Origin of the sequence: Bacillus mycoides (assembly GCF_018742245.1) — a bacterium.
In the GTDB taxonomy this organism is placed as follows: Bacteria; Bacillota; Bacilli; order Bacillales; family Bacillaceae_G; genus Bacillus_A; species Bacillus_A cereus_U.
The window spans coordinates 3,833,026-3,851,161 of the sequence record NZ_CP036132.1; the positions used below are offsets into that span (position 1 = coordinate 3,833,026).

Sequence of the window (18,136 nt, forward strand, 5' to 3'; positions counted from 1 at the left end):
GGAAAGACATTGTAATATTCCAGTGTTCTGCTGAAAACAATGTACGAAATGTTTGTGAAGTTTCTGTGAAATGGTTTGTTCTTCTTAATCTATGAAAAAAGAGTATAGTGACTATGCTCTCGGGTGAAACTGTTTATATACATCTTTTAATCTAGTTTTTGAAACGTGCGTATAAATTTGCGTCGTTGAAATATCTGCATGTCCAAGCATTTCTTGTACAGCACGCAAGTCTGCCCCATTTTCTAATAAGTGTGTAGCAAAAGAATGGCGTAACGTATGCGGTGTAAGCTCTTTTTCAATATTTGCTTCTTTCGCTAATCGTTTTAAAATTTTCCAAAATCCTTGTCTCGATAATCGATTACCATGATGGTTTAAAAAGAGTGCATCTACTGCTTTTTTACCCATCAATTCTCTTCTTCCTTTTTCAATATACTTTTGAATCGCTTCTGTCGCTAAGCTTCCTAATGGAATAATTCTTTCTTTATTCCCTTTCCCTATGCAGCGAACAAACCCCATCGTTAAGTGTACATCTTCTAAATTTAATGAAATTAATTCTGAAACACGAAGTCCTGTTGCATACAACAACTCTAACATTGCCTTATCACGAATCCCAAAAGCACTTGCCGTTTTCGGTGTTTGAAGCAATGCTTCCACTTCGTCGATCGATAATACTTTTGGTAATTTCCGTTCCCCTTGTGGCGTTTCAATATGTACCGATGGGTCATGCTCCACTGCTCGTTCACGAAGTAAAAATTGATGAAATGAACGAATCGATGCAATATGACGCGCCAATGTTTTTGAAGATTTTCCGTTTTCTTTTAAATACTGCAAAAAGTTAACAATATGCAAGCGTGTCACTTCATGAAACGTCTTCGTTTGTTCTACATTTTGCAAATACTTCACATAGCTTTTCAAATCGCGTTCATAAGATACAACTGTATTTTTCGCTAAACCTTTTTCAACAATCATATAATGAATAAAATCTTTTAATTGATCTTCCAATCTACACTACTCCCCATTTTCATAGAAAAACATCATTCTATTTACGAAAGCATCCTTTTCCGGCTCCTCATTCCCTGATACTTTTTCTACAGTCTCTTCTTTTGGCTTTTCATAACGATGGTAACTTTCATATTCTTCATTTATCCATAGTATAGCGAAATAAAACAAAATCGTACAACTTGTAAATAATAAAAATACTTTCATCCCATCAAAAGTTAATTTTAAAGCTCGGCGCATTGTAAATTCCTCCAAAATATAAGTTATTACAACATATGCCAAGCTTTCACCAATTTATACCTTATTCAAATAAAAAACCTTTTCCTAGTTAAATAGGAAAAGGTTATTTTTCATCCGTTTCATTTTCTTGACAATTTTTACAAATCCCATGGAATGTTAAACGATGATCTTTCACCTTAAAGCTCCAGTCTCGTTCCACTTTATTCTCCACTTCACCAAGTAAATCTTCTTGTATTTCTTGTACAGCACCGCATTGTGTACAGATTAAATGATGATGGAAACGCTGTGCACCTTCTTGGCGTAAGTCATAACGCGAAACACCGTCTCCAAAGTTAATCTTATCGACAACTTTCAACTCAGACAATAACTCTAAAGTTCGATAAACGGTTGCTAATCCGATCTCTGGCGACTTTTCTTTTACAAGGAGGTATACATCTTCTGCGCTTAAATGATCTTCTTCATTTTCTAGCAGCACACGAACTGTTGCTTCACGTTGTGGTGTCAATTTATAGCTCGCTGCATGTAATTGCTTCTTAATTCGTTCAATTCTTTCTTCCATTCGGTACTACTCCCTCCTCGCCACTCTTACACCATTATATCAGAAGAAGGGCTCCTGTCAAAAGAAAAATAATAAAAACAAATTGATAATTATTCTCAAAAAGTATTTATTGTTTATTAATAGCCTCCACAACTTCTTTCATTAAAACTGGTGATGCATACGCTTCGACACTGGAAGCAATAGCTAATACCGCTCCAATCACGAGAAAAAAGCATGTATAGCGAATTAATAACGGCAATAGTGGCTCAGTTATTTTCCGGATAAATTGATGCCTAATCATTCTCAAGGAAAAGCTTGCAGCAATTGTTGTCATAACGAGAAATACAGGAATTATAATTAAATTTTGTGGCAATACAGATACAAATGCTAATAATAGTCCATTCCATCCGTGCTGACTTACTAAAAAACCTACTGTAAATCCAACAACTACCCCTTTTAAAAATAGTAAGATAAAAATGAGTGGCAACCCAATAATTGAAATCCCCAAAATCCAAATAAAGCCGATATATTTTAATTGCGAAAAGTAACTTTCTCGAAACATTTCGCCCGCGACAGCAAATTCTCCTTTAGAAACTTGTCCAAAAAAACGCTGTAAATAAAATGATAAATCTTGCTTTTGGTTTATTTGTAAACTATTCACAAGAATCGCTCCAAATATTACTCCCATCAGTAATAAAACCGCATTAAATATATATAGTGAAGAATTTTCCTGTATGTGAGACATTACACGGTCTTGCCACGTTTTTCGCCACATTTTCCTTCCCTCCGTTCACACTCTTACTAAAAATGTATGAAAGAAAGAAAAAAAGTATGACGAATTAACATTGAAATTCCGCTCTACTTTGCTAAACTAAAAAGTAGAGAATAGGAGGGATTTCTCTTGAAACCATTATTATTAGATTTTCCAACATTATTTCAAACTGAGCGCTTGCAAGTACGTAAGCCGTTTCCAGGTGATGGCACAGAAGTATATGAAGCAATCCAAGCTTCTCTAGAAGACTTATTACCATGGATGCCAATTACAGCTGAAACAGAAGAACGTGCTGAAGAAATTGTTCGCGAAGCTCACGGACAGTTTTTACTTCGTGAAACACTTGATTTCCACTTATACGATAAAGTATCTGGTACATTCATCGGAGCTATTACTCTCAAACCTGAAAACTGGGATATTCCAAAGTTTTCACTTCACTTCTGGCTACATAGCGCTTATACAAAGCATGGCTATATGACAGAAGCCATTAAAGGTGCGATTCAATTTGCATTTGATAAACTAGGTGCTAGAAGAATTGAAATTCGTACTGATGCAACAAATATAAACGCATGTAACTTAGCAGAACGTCTAGAATTTATTTTAGAAGGTACAATGGAAAATGATTTCCTAGCACCCGATGGCAGCTTACGCGATGCACGTGTATATGCAAAAATCAACTAAAAACACTCGCCTTAGGCGAGTGTTTATTTTTGTAATTGTAAATATTGTACTGCAAACATCGTCTTAGCATCATGTATGCGAAGGTCTTTCATAAGATCAATCGCTTCTTCTAATGACACTTCCATTAATTCCACAAATTCATCTTCATCTAAAGCTGCTTTATTTTCTTTTTGTTTTAATCCTGTCGCTTTATATACATATAAAATCTCATCTGCAAAACCAGGTGATGTATAGAAAGATGTAATAAGCTCCATATTTTCACATACATATCCTGTTTCTTCTTCTAATTCACGAACTGCTGTTACCTCTGGCTTTTCCCCAGGTTCTAACTTCCCAGCAGGAATTTCCACAATTGCCTTTTCGAGTGCTTTACGATACTGCTCAACGAGTACAATTTTCCCCTCATCAGTAATAGCAATAATAGCAACTGCCCCAGGGTGATTTACGATTTCACGTTTACTCATTTCTCCATTTGGTAATACTACATCATCAACACGAACTTTTATAACTCTACCATCAAAAATCGGTTCAGTTTTTACTGTTCTTTCTGCAAGATTACTCATACTACTTCATCTCCCTGTTCTATTTCCTAATCGTTCTTCATACATTTTACCACATTGAAAGGAGCGTGATAGAAATGAAAGTTTACATTTTACCAAATCGCGTCACTTTAGTCGGCAAAGCATGGCAAATTCGTCATAAGCTAAAACAATATGGAAAAGAGTATACAACTGTACAAGAGTGGATTACAGCAAATAAAAAGTAAACGTTTGTCAACCTCCTTCCCCTTTCGTACAATAAAGATAAGGAGGTTGACCTATGAAAAAACGTCAATTAGGAAACTCAGATTTATATGTTACGGAAATCGGATTTGGCTGTATGTCTCTCGGTACATCTGAGACTGAAGCTATGCGTATTATCGATGAAGCAATCGATTTAGGAATTAACTTTTTTGATACAGCGGACTTATACGATTATGGATTAAATGAAGAATTTGTTGGAAAAGCTCTGAAAGGAAAACGTGACCAAATTGTTCTTACAACAAAGGTTGGGAATCGATGGACAGAAGAAAAAAACGGCTGGTCTTGGGATCCTTCTAAAGCTTATATAAAGGCCGAAGTAAAAGAGAGTTTACGTAGACTTCAAACAGATTATATTGATTTATATCAACTGCATGGCGGGACGACTGCAGATGCTATAGATGAAACAATTGAAGCCTTTGAAGAATTGAAAAAAGAAGGTATTATTCGTCATTATGGTATCTCTTCTATACGTCCAAATGTCATTCGTGAGTATGCAAAACGTTCAAATATCGTTAGTGTATTAATGGAATACAGCCTTTTAAATCGTCGTCCTGAAGAATGGTTCCCACTGCTTAATGAACATCAAATTAGTGTCATCGCACGCGGACCACTTGCGAAAGGCATTTTAACTAACAACAATGCAAGCAAGATAGAAAGAGTAAAGGAAAAAGATTACCTCTCCTATTCTTATGATGAATTACATACAACACTCGCGGGTGTAAAAGAAATTATAGGAGAAAAATCTTTAACTGGATCGGCCATTCAATACTGCTTACATAATAAAGCTGTTGCATCTGTTATACCTGGTGCAAGCTCTATTCAACAGTTGCAAGCAAATGTACATGCTGGGGAACAAACGTCGTTAACAAAAGAAGAATATACACAACTTCAGCAAATTGTTAAATTTGATACATATACATTACATCGTTAAAAAAACGTTACCGTACAGGTCATAGCCATCAAGTTAAAAAAGAAGGTGTCCCAAAAGCTTATTAAAAATGACCTTTTGGAGACACCTTCTTTGTATTGATCTTTATATGGATCAGAAGTTGTTTCATGAACTAATTTAACGTTATGTTTATCTACCGAGAATAAACGACTATTATTTTGAACTAAAATTAATTGATTTGTAGCGTTCGGGCAACTTTCCCACCACTTTCTATAACCGTACAAATAGCATTTTTATAACGTATCATATTTATCAGGATTCGTTCCTACATGTAAATTACGATTTAACGTATTAATTTGATCCATCTCTTCTTCAGTTAATGAGAAATCAAAAATAGTAAAGTTCTCTTTAATACGAGATGGCGTAACAGATTTAGGAATAGTCACAATCCCACTTTGAATATCCCACCTTAATATAACTTGTGCAGGTGACTTTTCATATTTTTTAGAAATAGCCTGAATAATTGGATGCTGGAATACTTCGCCGCCTCTCATTAAAGGACTCCATGCTTCCATTTGAATTTGCTCACCTTGACAGAAATCACGCAATTCAAATTGCGCTAGCATTGGATGAAGTTCAACTTGGTTTACCATCGGCTTCACTTTACAATTTGGCAATAACAGTTCTAAATGATGTTTATGAAAATTAGAAACACCAATGGCACGCACTTTACCTTCTTCATATAGCTTTTCTAGAGCACGGTACGTATCAACATACTTCCCTCTTATCGGCCAATGGATTAAATATAAATCTACATAGTCCATTTGTAATTTCTTTAAACTTTTTTCAAACGCCTCGAGCGTCTCCTCGTACCCTTGATCGTCGTTCCAAACTTTTGTTGTAATAAATAAGTCTTCTCGCGAGATTCCAGATTCACGAACCGCTTCTCCGACACCGCTTTCATTTTCATATACAGTTGCTGTATCAATCGAACGGTATCCAAATTCTAATGCTGTTTTTACTGCTTGTTTAACTTCGTTGCCTTCTTTCGCTTTATAAACGCCTAGACCAATCATCGGCATTTTCACACCATTATGAAGTGTAGTTGTTGGAATATGCACACTCGTTCTCCCTTTCAATGTTACATTTTTTATAAACCACCACTTTATTTCAACAAGATTCATCCAAAAAGTCAAAACATACGTACAGTTTACATAATACTTTTATACACATTTAAAAAAACAACGTGAACTCAGCCATTCACGTTATTTTCTATCCATTCTTTCGCCTTTTCATCTACATTACGTACAAACTCATTTTTTCCTTCCGTATACATCGTGCCATCATATGTATATTTTTCCGCTAGTTCTTTCTTTAAAGTTGCATACGCCTCTGCTTCTTCACAATGAGCCATCATGTAATCACGAAACGATAAATGCCTTGTAATCTCAGGATTCCCTTTTTCAAATACGTGCAAATGATACGAGCGTTTCTCCTCAGTTCCATGAATAAAAAAACGACGACCTGAAATACCATTTTCCCCTTTCACGATGTAACCAAGCTCTTTAAATCGTTCATTCCAATGATCTACTCTGTCAATACTTTCTACTTCCATGATCATATCAATAATAGGTTTAGCTGCTAATCCTGGCACTGACGTACTTCCAATATGATGGATTTTTACCGTTTCTGGCATCGCCGATTTTAATCTTTCGGCCTCCATTTGAAATTTCTCGCTCCAATGATTTTCGTACGAAACGACTACAATTTTCCTCATTCTAACTCCCCTTTTCTTACAAACTCGTCAAAAAAATGATCAGCGGCATTTCACTGATCATCTTTTTATTATTTAAAGTCTTTCCAAGTAAGGCTACTTTCACTTAACAGTTCTTCAAATGATTTATTCTTTTCACGTTCTTTTTGTTCCTTACGCTTTCTTTCTTGTTCTGCTACCTCTTTTTTCTCTTCTCTCACTTGCAACTCTTTTTTCTTATTCTTTAATTGTTGCATTAACGAATCGTTCAATTGATCTCCTAGTGTAAGTGATTCTTTCTCTGGTTGATTCATTTGAGAGTGTCTTTGTGGTTGTCTTTGCTTCTTTTTCTTCATACTATTCACCTTTTACTTTTTTCTCCATTATAGAGGATACACGGCGAAATCGACAATAAAAAAGATACATGCCCTCCGATTCTCTATTATTCTTTTTTTGTAAATATGTTAATTTTTCGAAAAAACTAAATTTTACGGTAGATATAATCCTAGTAATCTATTAAAATTATGTCGTATGATGTCAGATTATAAAAAAAGGAGAAATTAATTATGTGGAAAAAAATTATTCCTGCTGTTGCTGTTTTAAGCACTATTACTTTTTCAAGCGTATTCGCCGCTCCTCCATCTCAGGCTCCTGCCGAACAAAACCGATACATAGACGTACAAATGCTTGGTATTAATGATTTCCATGGACAACTAGATACTGTAAAAAAAATTAACAATAAAGAAGCTGGTGGTGCTGATTACTTAGCTACTTATTTAAAAGAACGCAAAAAACAAAACCCTAATACACTTCTTGTACATGCTGGAGATATTGCCGGAGCTAGCCCACCAGTTTCTGCTTTATTACAGGACGAACCAACTATTGAATTTTTAAATGACTTAAAATTTGATGTTGGTACAATTGGAAATCATGAATTTGATGAAGGCATTGATGAAATGCGACGCCTTATTTATGGTGGATATCATGAAAAAACAGGGAATTTCAAAGGAGCAAACTTCCCTTATGTCGCTGCAAACTTCTATAATAAATCAACTGGCCGCTTATTTTTACCACCATTTACTGTAAAAATGGTAGATGGAGTTCCTGTAGGATTCATCGGAGTTGTTACAACGGATACACCGAATGTCGTTATGCCAACTATGCTAAAGAATGTACAAATTACTGATGAAGTAGAAGCTATTAATAAATCTACTCAGCAATTAAAGCGTCTCGGTGTTAAATCTATCGTAGTCCTTGCACACGTTGGAGGTACAACTGATGACACTGGTGTAACAAACGGTGACCTTACGCGCATTGCAAATGAAACAGATCCCGAAGTTGATGTTATTTTCGGCGGCCATAGTCATACGTACGTAAATGGTACTGTAAATAATAAACTCATCGTACAGGCGAACTCTTACGGAATGGCTTTCTCGGACGTAGATGTAACAATTGATAGAAAAACAAAAGATATTGTGAAGAAAAAAGCTGAAGTTATCACAACATATCATGAAGGTGTAGAACCTGATAAACAAGTAAAACAAAAGTTAGATCAATATAAAGAAAAAATTGCACCGCTTGTAAATGAAGTTGTCGGAAAATCTACAGCACCTATCGACCGTAAACAAAACGATGCTGGTGAATCTACCCTTGGAAATTTAATTGCCGATGCACAGCGCCAAACAATGCAAACACAAATCGCTCTTATGAATCCTGGTGGAATTCGCAATGATCTAGACGCTGGAGATATTACATGGGGCGAGTTATATGGTATTCAGCCTTTCGGAAATCAATTAATTAAAATGGATTTAACAGGTCAAGATATTCGTGAAATTTTAAATCAACAATGGCAAAAAGGAACAACGAGAATGCTCCAAATTTCAGGTATCCAATACACTTGGGATGCAATTAAACCAAATGGTGAAAAGGTTACGAATATCCGTTTAGCCAATGGTGAAGAATTAGTTTCCACGAAAACGTATAGCGTAGTTGCAAATGCCTTCCTAGCTTCTGGCGGCGATGGATTTGTATCCTTTAAAAATGGAAAAAATACTGAAACTGGTCCAAACGATTTTGAAGCATTAGTCGATTATGTAAAACAAGTGAAAGAACCAATTCAGCCAATTATTGATGGACGTATTCAAAAAATCAACTAAATACTATTCAAACTAGTGCGTGACACTCGAAAGAAGAAGCTCCTTTTTATATGCAAGGAGCTTCTTCTTTTAGAGTCATACGTATTGTCATTCTTCTAGTGCAGTAAAGGATAAGCACATAGCCCCTTGTTTCCTCGTAGTATATAGAAAACTATAATAGGAGGGTTTGTATGTATTTCTATCCAAACAATGACGATACATTATATCGACAAAATGACAAACTCATTCGTAGTATTGAGAAAGCAATTAATGGAGAATATAGCGCCATTCATTGTTATGCTAAATTAGCTAATTTAGCTCCAGACATAAATGAACGAAATCAAATCCTTGAAATTCGGCAAGATGAAATAAAACATTTTCACCAATTTGTACAAATCTACACCCTTTTAACCGGTAAAAACCCTCAGCCCCAAATCACTGAAGAATGTCCAACTCTTTATTTGAACGGATTAGAATTCGCTATACAAGATGAGCAACGAACAGTTGATTTTTACTTAGAAATTGCAGACGAAACGACAAATCAACAAGTGAAAGAAACATTTCGGCGCGCAGCAGCTGATGAACAAAATCATGCCGTTTGGTTCCTATATTACTTTTCGAAACAAAAAATGAAATGAAATAAGACAAAAAGGATACACGCTCTTATATGGAACATAGTATCCTTTCTTTTATTTCTCTGGATACGTTTCATGATTAACATCATACCGTTGCAAAAATTCATGTAGTGCTTCTTCTACAATTTTAGACTTTTGAATCCCTTTCGATTCCGATATAACATCTAGTCTTGCTAATACTTCTATATTAATCGAAAAGGTTCGTTTCTTTTTCTCTGTGCTCTTACTTATAATTTGAACACTTATTTCTTCTCTTTTTCTTAGCAATTCATAAATGCTTTGTAATTGTTCATAAATTAGTAATTGATAGTCTGTTTTTGCATATTGAAGGGCAGTAGCTTCTTGGATTTGCAAATGACGTGGCTCTTCACCATCACCTATAAAGATACGTTTTTTCTGCTCTCCATCATATTCATATCCAATCACCCTTAACTTCTTTGATAATGTATATGGGCTCATTTCAAGCCGTTTCGCTATAATAGCGATTGATTCGCGTCTATTTAAAGAATCAATAATTTCTCCAATCGTCACATTCTCCCTCCTCTCTTAATCGCCTAAACTTGAAATCAAACCAGTATGTTATGATACAATGATTTTCTAGTAGTATATGCAAAAGAAAGAGCCTGTGCGATTCATACCATTTAAGAAAAGGAGGTTTACATATGCTTTTTCGTAGCTATACACCACAGTTTTATAACGAAAAGAAGCAATTAATCCCTAACAGTATCGCTACGATAGAAAGCGTTATGATTAATGACCGGAAACAATCTCTCCTTATACGCGGACAAAACGTGGAACAGCCTATTTTATTATGCTGTCACGGTGGACCTGGTATGGCACAAATCGGCTTTATTCGTCATTTTCAAAAAGAGTTAGAAAAGCACTTTATCGTTATTAATTGGGATCAACGTGGGGCAGGTAAATCCTTTTTATGGCGAGATATCCAAACAAATTTTACGATTGATCAATTTATTTCAGATGCAAAAGAAGTCATTCACTATCTTCTTAGACGCTTTAAAAAACAGAAATTGTTTCTCGCGGGGCATTCTTGGGGGAGTATTATCGGACTGCAAATCGCTAGTCAATATCCCAAATATATAGAAGCATACATCGGCATCGGTCAAATCGTACATATGAAGCAAAACGAAGAATTACTATACCGACATTTAATTAGCTCTGCAAAAAAACATGACCATAAAAAGGCATTAGCTTCTCTTTTAAAGTTAGGGAAACCACCCTTTTTAGATACGAGACGTCTCATTATTCAAAGAAAGTGGCTTGGTACATTTGGCGGAGCAATACAAAACGGATCTTCCTTTTCTTTCATACGAAAAGGTTTCTTTTCTCCTGAATATACGCTATTAGACTGGTTCAAATTTCTCGCAGGAAATTTAAAATCCGGAGTTTTATGGGAAGAGATGCTAACAATCGATTTCTTTTCGTCTATTTCAAGTTTATCTGTTCCTGTTTATTTTTGTTCTGGTCGCTATGATTATCAAACTCCTTATGCACTCGTTCAACAATATTGCGATATCATTCAAGCTCCTATTAAAAAGATGGTTTGGTTTCCAAACTCGGCACATTCTCCAGATTTAGAAGAACCTGAACTATTCGCCAAATCTTTACAATCAATTAAACAAGAACTATCTTTTCAACATACATAACGAAAGGCTCTTTTACATTTCATAGAAAACATTTTATAATGATATGTCGCAAGTATATGTCACTGCAAACATTTTCTTGCCTTAACAGAATAAAAATTAGGGAGATTACATTTATTATGAACGCTGTACTCATCGCAGTAGCAGTCATGCTACTGCTTAGTTTGTTACGTGTCCAAGTCATTGTCGCCATTATCGTTGGAGCTTTAACAGGCGGACTTATCGGCGGACTCGGTATTTCAGAAACAATTAGTACTTTTACAGCCGGTCTTGGGAACAGTGCTCCTATCGCATTAAGCTACGCAATGCTCGGTGGATTTGCTATTTCCCTTTCAAAAACAGGACTTCCTGATGCAATGATCCAATCAGCTTTAAAATGGATCGGCAACGAACAAGACACGAAAAAACAAGTCTATTCTAAAATACTTATATTATTTATCATTTTAACAATGGCTTGTTTCTCACAAAATATTATCCCTGTTCATATCGCCTTCATCCCAATCTTAATTCCAGCACTTTTGAAAGTATTAAATGAGCTGAGGGTGGATCGTAGGCTTGTAACATGTCTTATTACATTTGGATTAATTACCCCTTACATGTGGGTCCCAGCAGGATTCGGAAAAATTTATCATGACGTATTACAAACAAATGCTGCGCAAAGCGGTCTTACATTTGATGTCGCACTTATTCCAAAAGCGATGACTATTCCAGCAATCGGTATGATTATCGGATTATGTGTAGCAGTTTTCATTACATACCGAAAACCACGTACATATGAAACAGAACAAATTCATGCTGCACAGAATGAAATCGTTCCCTATACGAAAAGAAGCATTACTTTTGGTTTATTATCAATACTCGCTACATTAACTGTGCAATTAGCAACAGAATCAATGATTTTTGGTGCTTTAGCAGGTATTATCGTCTTATCAGTTAGCGGTAGTCTCCCTCTTAAAGAAGCCGATGCTATTTTAACGAGCGGAATGCGTATGATGTCCTTTATTGGATTTGTTATGATTTCTGCCGCTGGATTTGGCGCTGTTCTTCGAAAAACTGGACATGTTGAATCTCTTGTGCAAACGAGTGCACATATAATCGGAAATAATAAACCGCTTGCTGCATTTCTTATGCTCGTTATTGGACTTCTCGTTACGATGGGAATTGGTTCTTCCTTTTCAACCATCCCAATCTTAACAACAATTTTCGTACCGTTATGCGTCCAGCTCGGATTTAGTCCCATGGCTACAATCGCAATTATCGGTACAGCTGGTGCACTTGGTGATGCAGGTTCTCCAGCATCTGATAGTACACTTGGACCAACGTCCGGTTTAAATGCTGATGGTCAGCACCATCATATATGGGATACATGTGTTCCAACATTTCTACACTATAATATACCGTTACTTATATTCGGCTTTATTGCCGCAATTACACTATAAAAGGTGCGTTTTAAAAACGCACCTTTTACTTTGTTGTTTCTCTCTCAATACATCTAAATTCTGTTTCCACTTCTTCTTGTTCCACTTGTTTCTTCTTTATTTTTCCTATTAACTGCTGAAAAGCTATTTCCCCATTTTCTTCGATATAACTTCCAATCGTCGTTAATGATGGACTTATCCATTCACCCTCTACACTCCCGTTAAATCCAATGATTTGCAACTTACCTGGTATATGAATATTAAGAGTTTTCGCCGCCCTGATTAGCTCAATAGCGACCTTATCACTTGAAGCTACAACCCCATCTATGTATGGATGCTTTTGTAACAATTCAAGAAACTGTTGATTCGTATACCCTTGGACAATTTCCTCTCGATAAGAAAGTCCTTCTTTCCAAGCAGTATCTAGAAATCCTGCCACATGCTCTTCCATTTCTTCACTCTCTACTCCCTCACCGATATAAGCAAGAAACTGGCAGCCTTTCTCTTTTAATAAAGAAACAGCTTTCTGTCCGCTTTCATAATAGCTCATAAGAGATTGCCGTCCTTCAAGCACAGCGAAAGGAAGTGAGATCTCTCCTATACTTCGAAAAACAGATTTCGTCATTATAACGCCTGCAATGTTATTTTGCTCCAACATATCTATGTATCTATTCTTATTTTCTATATTACAAACTATTACTTGATACCCTTCTTTATATGCTATTTCCTCAACGAAACGGAGCAAAGTGATGTATGATGGATTATGCAAATTATCTACAAGTAATGCAATCATCGTTGAAGGCTGTTTAAATAAAGGCTTTGCTGTAGCATTCGGTCTATAATGTAATTCTTCAATTGCTTTTTTTACTTGTTTCACCGTATCTTCATGGACATATCCTTTTTCGTTAATGACTCTTGAAACGGTTGCGACTGAAACACCGGCCAATTTTGCAACATCACGTATAGTTGCCACATCGTCACCCCTTAATATGGTAATAGATTACAATTTTAAACTAAACCAAAATATAACATTCGTCAAGGTTATTGTTTTATATTTCTGAAAATTGTTACACAACTTCCACTCTACTCATAAAGTGAAACTTTAATCAGTGGGAGTTTTACTGCCCTCAAATGCGGGATAAAATATACTCCAGCTGAATTTCATGTGAAATCGCGATATTATCATAACCAATAAACGGGATTTCTTTCTTTATTTTTCGTGCTTCCTTTACCGCATCAATATACAAGTTCGTCATCATGAAGTTACGTTTCTGATAAAAACGAAGTGCGTTCATATTATCATTCGTCGTGATGAGCCACACTTTTTTACATTCGTTCTCTTTTGCCACTTGCAACACACAATCCACCAGTTTTGTACCAATCCCCTTTCCTTCCTCAAAACTATTTAACGATACAATTTCACACATGTTTTCTATCACTTCACACGTTATAATTCCCACTATTCTGTTATTTCTAAGTGCAACAAAACCAGGTAATTCTTCTAATTGATGTACTCTGCCTCGCGAGACCATCATTGAGCTTCTCCAGTTTTCACACATAAAATCCTGAATTGCTTCTTTCATTTCTAGTGTGATTTTTTGTATATGAACCATATACGATTTCTCCCCTTTTCACATCATTGTGATACAATGTTAGTGTATCATATGTAGAGGTATTTGGAGGATGAGGTAAAGTATGAAACGTTTTTTTACAGCATTGTTTACTATACTAGGTGCACTAACTGCGATTGGGATTTTCTTTACAAATAAAGTTATGTACTTGAAGAAAAAAACAGAGGAAGAAGTTTTAGAACGCGAAACGAAAAAGCATTTTCATTTAGACGATTTTAAGGCTATTCAAAAAGAAGAGGTTCACATCCCTTCTCAATTCGGATACGAACTTCACGGATATTACATGCCAGCTGGTCATTCCAATAAATTTATGATTTTTTGCCACGGTGTGACCGTAAATAAAATCAATTCCGTTAAATATGCAAACTTATTTTTAAATAGAGGATATAACGTATTTATTTATGATCATCGCCGTCATGGTAAAACCGGTGGTAAAACAACAAGTTATGGCTATTATGAAAAACATGATTTAAAGTCAGTAGTTGACTGGCTAAAAGATCGTTTCGGAACGAATATTACACTCGGAATTCATGGTGAATCTATGGGTGCTGCAACTCTTCTTCAATATGCAGGACTTGTTGAAGATGGTGCTGATTTTTATATTGCTGATTGTCCTTTCTCTGATTTTTATGGACAGTTACAGCATCGTTTGAAAGTTGAGTTTCATTTGCCAAAATGGCCTTTATTACCTTTAGCAAATGCCTTTTTAAAAGTTCGTGATGGCTATACAATTCGTGAAGTTTCACCAATTGATTGTATAAAAAACATTAACAATCCTGTTCTCTTTATTCATAGTAAAGACGATGACTATATTTTATCTGATATGACGAAATCACTTTATGAAGCGAAAGAAAATAATAAACAGCTTTATATTGCAGAACATGGTGCACACGCTTGCTCTTATAATGAAAATAAAGAAGAGTACGAAGATGCCATCGATCAATTTTTAAACACATATGTAAAAGAAACAAAAAACAGGCTTGCATAAGCCTGTTTTTTTACTGCGCTAAAACGTCTGTAACTTGTTCCATATTTTCAGAAATCCACTTTACTGCCTCGTCTAGCGTTGGGAATTCCGTCGTTTGAAAAGTCACCTCATCTTGAAGTAACCAAACATCTTTCGGTTCTTGTCCTACACCTGCGATTGACCAATGAAGTAAACTATATGGATGATTATCATTCAAAAATGATGCCCATGTGCGCTCATTTGCAATATTTTGTAGTGTTTGTAATTTTTTATCCATCTTTCGTCACCTTACTCTAGTCAGTTATAAAAACTATTATAACACTCTCTTCTCTCTCAAACAAAGTGCTCTTTTTATATTGTCAAGTACTCTCCCTAATTATATGATGAGAGTAAGCGTTTGGAAAGGAGGGATAACGTTGGCAAAAGTACAAATTAAAGTAAATGATAATGGCTCTTTTCGCGTTACAGGGGACGTGGAATTAGTTGACTCACAAGGGAATGTATTCCCAGCAAAACCGGCATTTTCTTTATGTCGTTGTGGTTTATCACAAAACATGCCTTATTGCGATGCTTCGCATAAAGGAAAATTCGAGTCTGTTGTTAGAGCACCAGAGGCAGAATAAATATTTAAAGAGCATGCACATTTATTTGTGCATGTTTTTTCTTTTGATCAAAGCCTATACAGCCCTTCCCCTTTCAACATTTCTATTACTTTCGTCCCCATTCAAATCGGCATATATTTTCACACAATTCTTCACATTCGAACATTTTTTACTATGCTTTTTTCTTTTTTGTGCTATAATGTGAGCAAACAACATCCTTCGGGGTCGGGTGAAATTCCCAACCGGCGGTGATGAAGCGAAAGCTTCTAAGTCCGTGACCCGTTTTCAACGCGAAAACGGTGGATCTAGTGAAACTCTAGGGCCGACAGTATAGTCTGGATGGGAGAAGGATATGTTTTCTAGTAATTATATATAGCGAATACACTTTTATTTCAGTATGCATATTTTTAAAGGTTCATTTTGACTCTTTATATATGTTTTATTTTGTATACTTATGTTTCTATACTGAAATAAAAAGATACGACTAGCGTTTGAAAAACTCGATATTTTGCTAGGTTTTTTTCTTATACCAAAATATCAATCATCGTTAGGTTTCTTTCCTATACTTTCGTATTCGAACTATATTTCTAGAAATCACGTCTCCCAAACCCCAAGGATTCTATATCCTTGGGGTTTTTTGATTTTTTCAGGAGAGGTGACGAGAATGACAGATCAAGAATATATGAGGATTGCCTTGCAATTAGCACAAGGAACATCGGGACAGACAAGTCCAAATCCTATGGTTGGTGCTGTCGTTGTAAAAGATGGCAACATTGTCGGAATGGGTGCCCATATGCGTGCCGGTGAAGAACATGCTGAAGTTCATGCTCTTCACATGGCTGGAGAAAGAGCAAAAGGCGCTACCGTTTATGTAACACTTGAACCGTGTAGCCATTTTGGAAAAACACCGCCTTGCTGTGAATTACTCATTGAAAAGGGAGTCCAGCGTGTTGTAATCGCCACCCTTGATTGCAATCCACTCGTTTCTGGTAATGGAAAAAGGAGATTAGAAGAAGCTGGAATCAAGGTGACTACTGGTGTTCTTGAAGCGGAAGCAACTTTATTAAATCGATACTTTTTTCACTATATGAAAACGAAACGTCCATTTGTAACAATAAAAACAGCAATGAGCTTAGATGGAAAAACAGCGACTGTAACGGGGGAAAGTAAGTGGATTACAAGTGAAGAAGCGCGAGCTGATGTTCATCAATATCGTCATATGCATGACGCTATCCTTGTCGGTGTGAATACAGTTATAACTGATAATCCACACTTAACAACACGAATTCTAAACGGAGGTAAACATCCTATACGCGTTATTTTAGATACCCACTTACGAACGCCGCCATCTTCTCATGTCATAACAGATGGCTTAGCTCCGACATGGATTATTGTCGGTAAGGATGTAAATAAAGAGAAAATAGCGTCTTATGAATGTAACAATATAGCTGTATTCCAAATGAAAACGAAGCAAAGTGAAATACAAGATGTCCTATCCCTACTCGGAGAGAAACAAATTCTTTCTCTGTTCGTTGAAGGTGGTCAAACAGTACATGCAAACTTCTTAAAAACAAATAGTTTTAATGAAATTGTGACCTATATAAGCCCGAAATTAATTGGCGGAAAAGATGCACCCACTTTATTTGGCGGAGCTGGTTTTTCGAAGTTACAAGATGCACTTTCCTTAACAATTCAAGAGATGAAACAAATTGGTAATGATATAAAAATTGTTGCAACCTTAAAAAGCGAGGTGACGGAATGTTTACAGGAATTGTAGAAGAGTTAGGAACGATATCAAGCATGACTCAAAGTGGTGAAGCAATGAAGCTAACTATTAGCGCAAATCAAATTTTATCGGATGTTAAGCTAGGTGATAGTATCGCGGTTAACGGCATCTGCTTAACAGTAACTACTTTTACGACTACTTCATTCACTGTTGATGCAATGCCTGAAACAATGAATGCAACATCACTTCGTATGCTAAAGCCAAGTACCAAAGTGAATTTAGAACGGGCAATGGCTGCGAACGGACGATTCGGAGGACATTTCGTCACCGGACATATCGATGGCATCGGTACGATTTTAACTAAAAAACAACATTACAATGCCATCTATTACAAAATAGCAATTTCTGATGAATTACTACGCTATTGTTTGCATAAAGGATCCGTTGCTATTGATGGCACTAGTTTAACAATATTTGATATAGACGAATCTTCAATTACAATTTCACTCATCCCCCACACAGTAAGCGAGTCTATAATCGGAGAAAAAAAAGCCGGGGACATCGTAAACATTGAGTGTGACATGATTGGAAAATATATTGAACGCTTTATTTCAAAGCCCGCAAAAGGAACAGATTCAATGACCGAAAGCTTTTTACAAGAAAACGGATTTCTATAAGGGGGAAGC

Annotated in this window: 23 protein-coding genes and 1 riboswitch; of the genes, 11 read left to right on the plus strand and 12 right to left on the minus strand. The window is 36.0% G+C overall.

All coding sequences use genetic code 11. The annotated features are described in order from the left end of the window. Positions 1-111: 111 nt before the first annotated feature. The 4 genes from xerD to spoIIM form a co-directional block, all read right to left on the minus strand. Positions 112-1,002 carry a site-specific tyrosine recombinase XerD gene (gene xerD, locus EXW56_RS19525; protein WP_002199432.1) on the minus strand — a complete coding sequence of 297 codons (891 nt, stop codon included), beginning with the start codon at positions 1,000-1,002 and terminating at the stop codon, positions 112-114. 6 nt (positions 1,003-1,008) lie between these two features. Then, the gene (locus EXW56_RS19530; protein ID WP_002088473.1) at positions 1,009-1,239 is read right to left on the minus strand and encodes a YqzK family protein; all 231 of its coding nucleotides are present in this window, start codon (positions 1,237-1,239) and stop codon (positions 1,009-1,011) included. A gap of 103 nt (positions 1,240-1,342) precedes the next feature. After that, the gene (locus tag EXW56_RS19535) at positions 1,343-1,798 is read right to left on the minus strand and encodes a ferric iron uptake transcriptional regulator (RefSeq protein WP_000392654.1); all 456 of its coding nucleotides are present in this window, start codon (positions 1,796-1,798) and stop codon (positions 1,343-1,345) included. A gap of 106 nt (positions 1,799-1,904) precedes the next feature. Then, the gene (gene spoIIM / locus EXW56_RS19540) at positions 1,905-2,552 is read right to left on the minus strand and encodes a stage II sporulation protein M (RefSeq protein ID WP_002111637.1); all 648 of its coding nucleotides are present in this window, start codon (positions 2,550-2,552) and stop codon (positions 1,905-1,907) included. A 126-nt stretch (positions 2,553-2,678) separates the two neighbouring features. On the opposite strand from spoIIM, the gene EXW56_RS19545 reads away from it, so the two are divergent. After that, positions 2,679-3,230, plus strand: coding sequence for a GNAT family N-acetyltransferase (locus EXW56_RS19545; protein WP_002033881.1), 552 nt, complete (start codon positions 2,679-2,681; stop codon positions 3,228-3,230). Positions 3,231-3,253: 23 nt separating this feature from the next. Here EXW56_RS19545 and EXW56_RS19550 read toward each other — a convergent pair whose 3' ends face one another. Next, entirely contained in the window at positions 3,254-3,793 is a 540-nt protein-coding gene (locus EXW56_RS19550; RefSeq protein WP_002014941.1) for an NUDIX domain-containing protein, read from the minus strand. Between the two features lie 74 nt (positions 3,794-3,867). Here EXW56_RS19550 and mciZ point away from each other — a divergent pair, with 74 nt between their 5' ends. Together mciZ and EXW56_RS19560 are read left to right on the plus strand one after the other, a co-directional pair. After that, positions 3,868-3,996, plus strand: a complete 129-nt coding sequence (gene mciZ / locus EXW56_RS19555; protein WP_000870295.1) for a Z-ring formation inhibitor MciZ — start codon at positions 3,868-3,870, stop codon at positions 3,994-3,996. 53 nt (positions 3,997-4,049) lie between these two features. After that, complete coding sequence (locus EXW56_RS19560) at positions 4,050-4,964, plus strand: aldo/keto reductase (RefSeq protein WP_215596869.1); 915 nt, start codon at positions 4,050-4,052, stop codon at positions 4,962-4,964. Between the two features lie 251 nt (positions 4,965-5,215). On the opposite strand, the gene EXW56_RS19565 is transcribed toward EXW56_RS19560, so the two are convergent. From EXW56_RS19565 to EXW56_RS19575, 3 genes are all read right to left on the minus strand, one after another. Beyond that, positions 5,216-6,043 carry an aldo/keto reductase gene (locus EXW56_RS19565; RefSeq protein ID WP_002160598.1) on the minus strand — a complete coding sequence of 276 codons (828 nt, stop codon included), beginning with the start codon at positions 6,041-6,043 and terminating at the stop codon, positions 5,216-5,218. A gap of 131 nt (positions 6,044-6,174) precedes the next feature. After that, the gene (locus tag EXW56_RS19570; RefSeq protein ID WP_002199428.1) at positions 6,175-6,699 is read right to left on the minus strand and encodes a GrpB family protein; all 525 of its coding nucleotides are present in this window, start codon (positions 6,697-6,699) and stop codon (positions 6,175-6,177) included. Positions 6,700-6,767: 68 nt separating this feature from the next. Then, positions 6,768-7,031 (minus strand): YqkE family protein, encoded by a 264-nt coding sequence (locus tag EXW56_RS19575; RefSeq protein WP_215557436.1) that lies wholly within the window; start codon positions 7,029-7,031, stop codon positions 6,768-6,770. Positions 7,032-7,241: 210 nt separating this feature from the next. Here EXW56_RS19575 and EXW56_RS19580 point away from each other — a divergent pair, with 210 nt between their 5' ends. Together EXW56_RS19580 and EXW56_RS19585 are read left to right on the plus strand one after the other, a co-directional pair. Continuing rightward, positions 7,242-8,831, plus strand: a complete 1,590-nt coding sequence (locus EXW56_RS19580; protein WP_215557437.1) for a bifunctional metallophosphatase/5'-nucleotidase — start codon at positions 7,242-7,244, stop codon at positions 8,829-8,831. Positions 8,832-9,001: 170 nt separating this feature from the next. Beyond that, entirely contained in the window at positions 9,002-9,448 is a 447-nt protein-coding gene (locus EXW56_RS19585) for a ferritin-like domain-containing protein (protein ID WP_002199426.1), read from the plus strand. 51 nt (positions 9,449-9,499) lie between these two features. Here the strand turns inward: EXW56_RS19585 and EXW56_RS19590 are convergent, their stop codons facing one another. After that, positions 9,500-9,976: a ribbon-helix-helix domain-containing protein gene (locus EXW56_RS19590; protein WP_002067020.1), complete on the minus strand. Its 477-nt coding sequence runs from the start codon at positions 9,974-9,976 to the stop codon at positions 9,500-9,502. 131 nt (positions 9,977-10,107) lie between these two features. Here EXW56_RS19590 and EXW56_RS19595 point away from each other — a divergent pair, with 131 nt between their 5' ends. Both EXW56_RS19595 and EXW56_RS19600 read left to right on the plus strand, forming a co-directional pair. Beyond that, positions 10,108-11,109 carry an alpha/beta fold hydrolase gene (locus EXW56_RS19595; protein WP_002111650.1) on the plus strand — a complete coding sequence of 334 codons (1,002 nt, stop codon included), beginning with the start codon at positions 10,108-10,110 and terminating at the stop codon, positions 11,107-11,109. A gap of 116 nt (positions 11,110-11,225) precedes the next feature. Continuing rightward, a complete protein-coding gene (locus EXW56_RS19600) occupies positions 11,226-12,545 on the plus strand; it encodes a Na+/H+ antiporter family protein (protein ID WP_002111651.1) in 1,320 nt (439 codons plus the stop codon). Positions 12,546-12,570: 25 nt separating this feature from the next. On the opposite strand, the gene EXW56_RS19605 is transcribed toward EXW56_RS19600, so the two are convergent. Together EXW56_RS19605 and EXW56_RS19610 are read right to left on the minus strand one after the other, a co-directional pair. After that, on the minus strand, positions 12,571-13,497 hold the full coding sequence (locus EXW56_RS19605; protein ID WP_002111655.1) for a LacI family DNA-binding transcriptional regulator: 927 nt from the start codon (positions 13,495-13,497) through the stop codon (positions 12,571-12,573). Positions 13,498-13,651: 154 nt separating this feature from the next. Continuing rightward, positions 13,652-14,137 carry a GNAT family N-acetyltransferase gene (locus EXW56_RS19610; protein WP_002199424.1) on the minus strand — a complete coding sequence of 162 codons (486 nt, stop codon included), beginning with the start codon at positions 14,135-14,137 and terminating at the stop codon, positions 13,652-13,654. A gap of 82 nt (positions 14,138-14,219) precedes the next feature. Here EXW56_RS19610 and EXW56_RS19615 point away from each other — a divergent pair, with 82 nt between their 5' ends. Then, entirely contained in the window at positions 14,220-15,143 is a 924-nt protein-coding gene (locus EXW56_RS19615; protein ID WP_002111658.1) for an alpha/beta hydrolase, read from the plus strand. Between the two features lie 10 nt (positions 15,144-15,153). On the opposite strand, the gene EXW56_RS19620 is transcribed toward EXW56_RS19615, so the two are convergent. After that, the gene (locus EXW56_RS19620) at positions 15,154-15,399 is read right to left on the minus strand and encodes a DUF2552 family protein (protein ID WP_002111659.1); all 246 of its coding nucleotides are present in this window, start codon (positions 15,397-15,399) and stop codon (positions 15,154-15,156) included. A gap of 139 nt (positions 15,400-15,538) precedes the next feature. Here EXW56_RS19620 and EXW56_RS19625 point away from each other — a divergent pair, with 139 nt between their 5' ends. The 3 genes from EXW56_RS19625 to ribE all read left to right on the plus strand — a co-directional run bounded on the left by EXW56_RS19625 (position 15,539) and on the right by ribE (position 18,127). Then, entirely contained in the window at positions 15,539-15,745 is a 207-nt protein-coding gene (locus EXW56_RS19625) for a CDGSH iron-sulfur domain-containing protein (RefSeq protein ID WP_002111661.1), read from the plus strand. Positions 15,746-15,935: 190 nt separating this feature from the next. Beyond that, positions 15,936-16,079, plus strand: a riboswitch (FMN riboswitch). 309 nt (positions 16,080-16,388) lie between these two features. Beyond that, on the plus strand, positions 16,389-17,501 hold the full coding sequence (gene ribD / locus EXW56_RS19630) for a bifunctional diaminohydroxyphosphoribosylaminopyrimidine deaminase/5-amino-6-(5-phosphoribosylamino)uracil reductase RibD (RefSeq protein WP_199659727.1): 1,113 nt from the start codon (positions 16,389-16,391) through the stop codon (positions 17,499-17,501). After that, positions 17,483-18,127 carry a riboflavin synthase gene (gene ribE / locus EXW56_RS19635; protein WP_215596870.1) on the plus strand — a complete coding sequence of 215 codons (645 nt, stop codon included), beginning with the start codon at positions 17,483-17,485 and terminating at the stop codon, positions 18,125-18,127. The genes ribD and ribE overlap by 19 nt, the downstream gene beginning before the upstream one ends. The last annotated feature ends 9 nt before the right edge of the window (positions 18,128-18,136 follow it).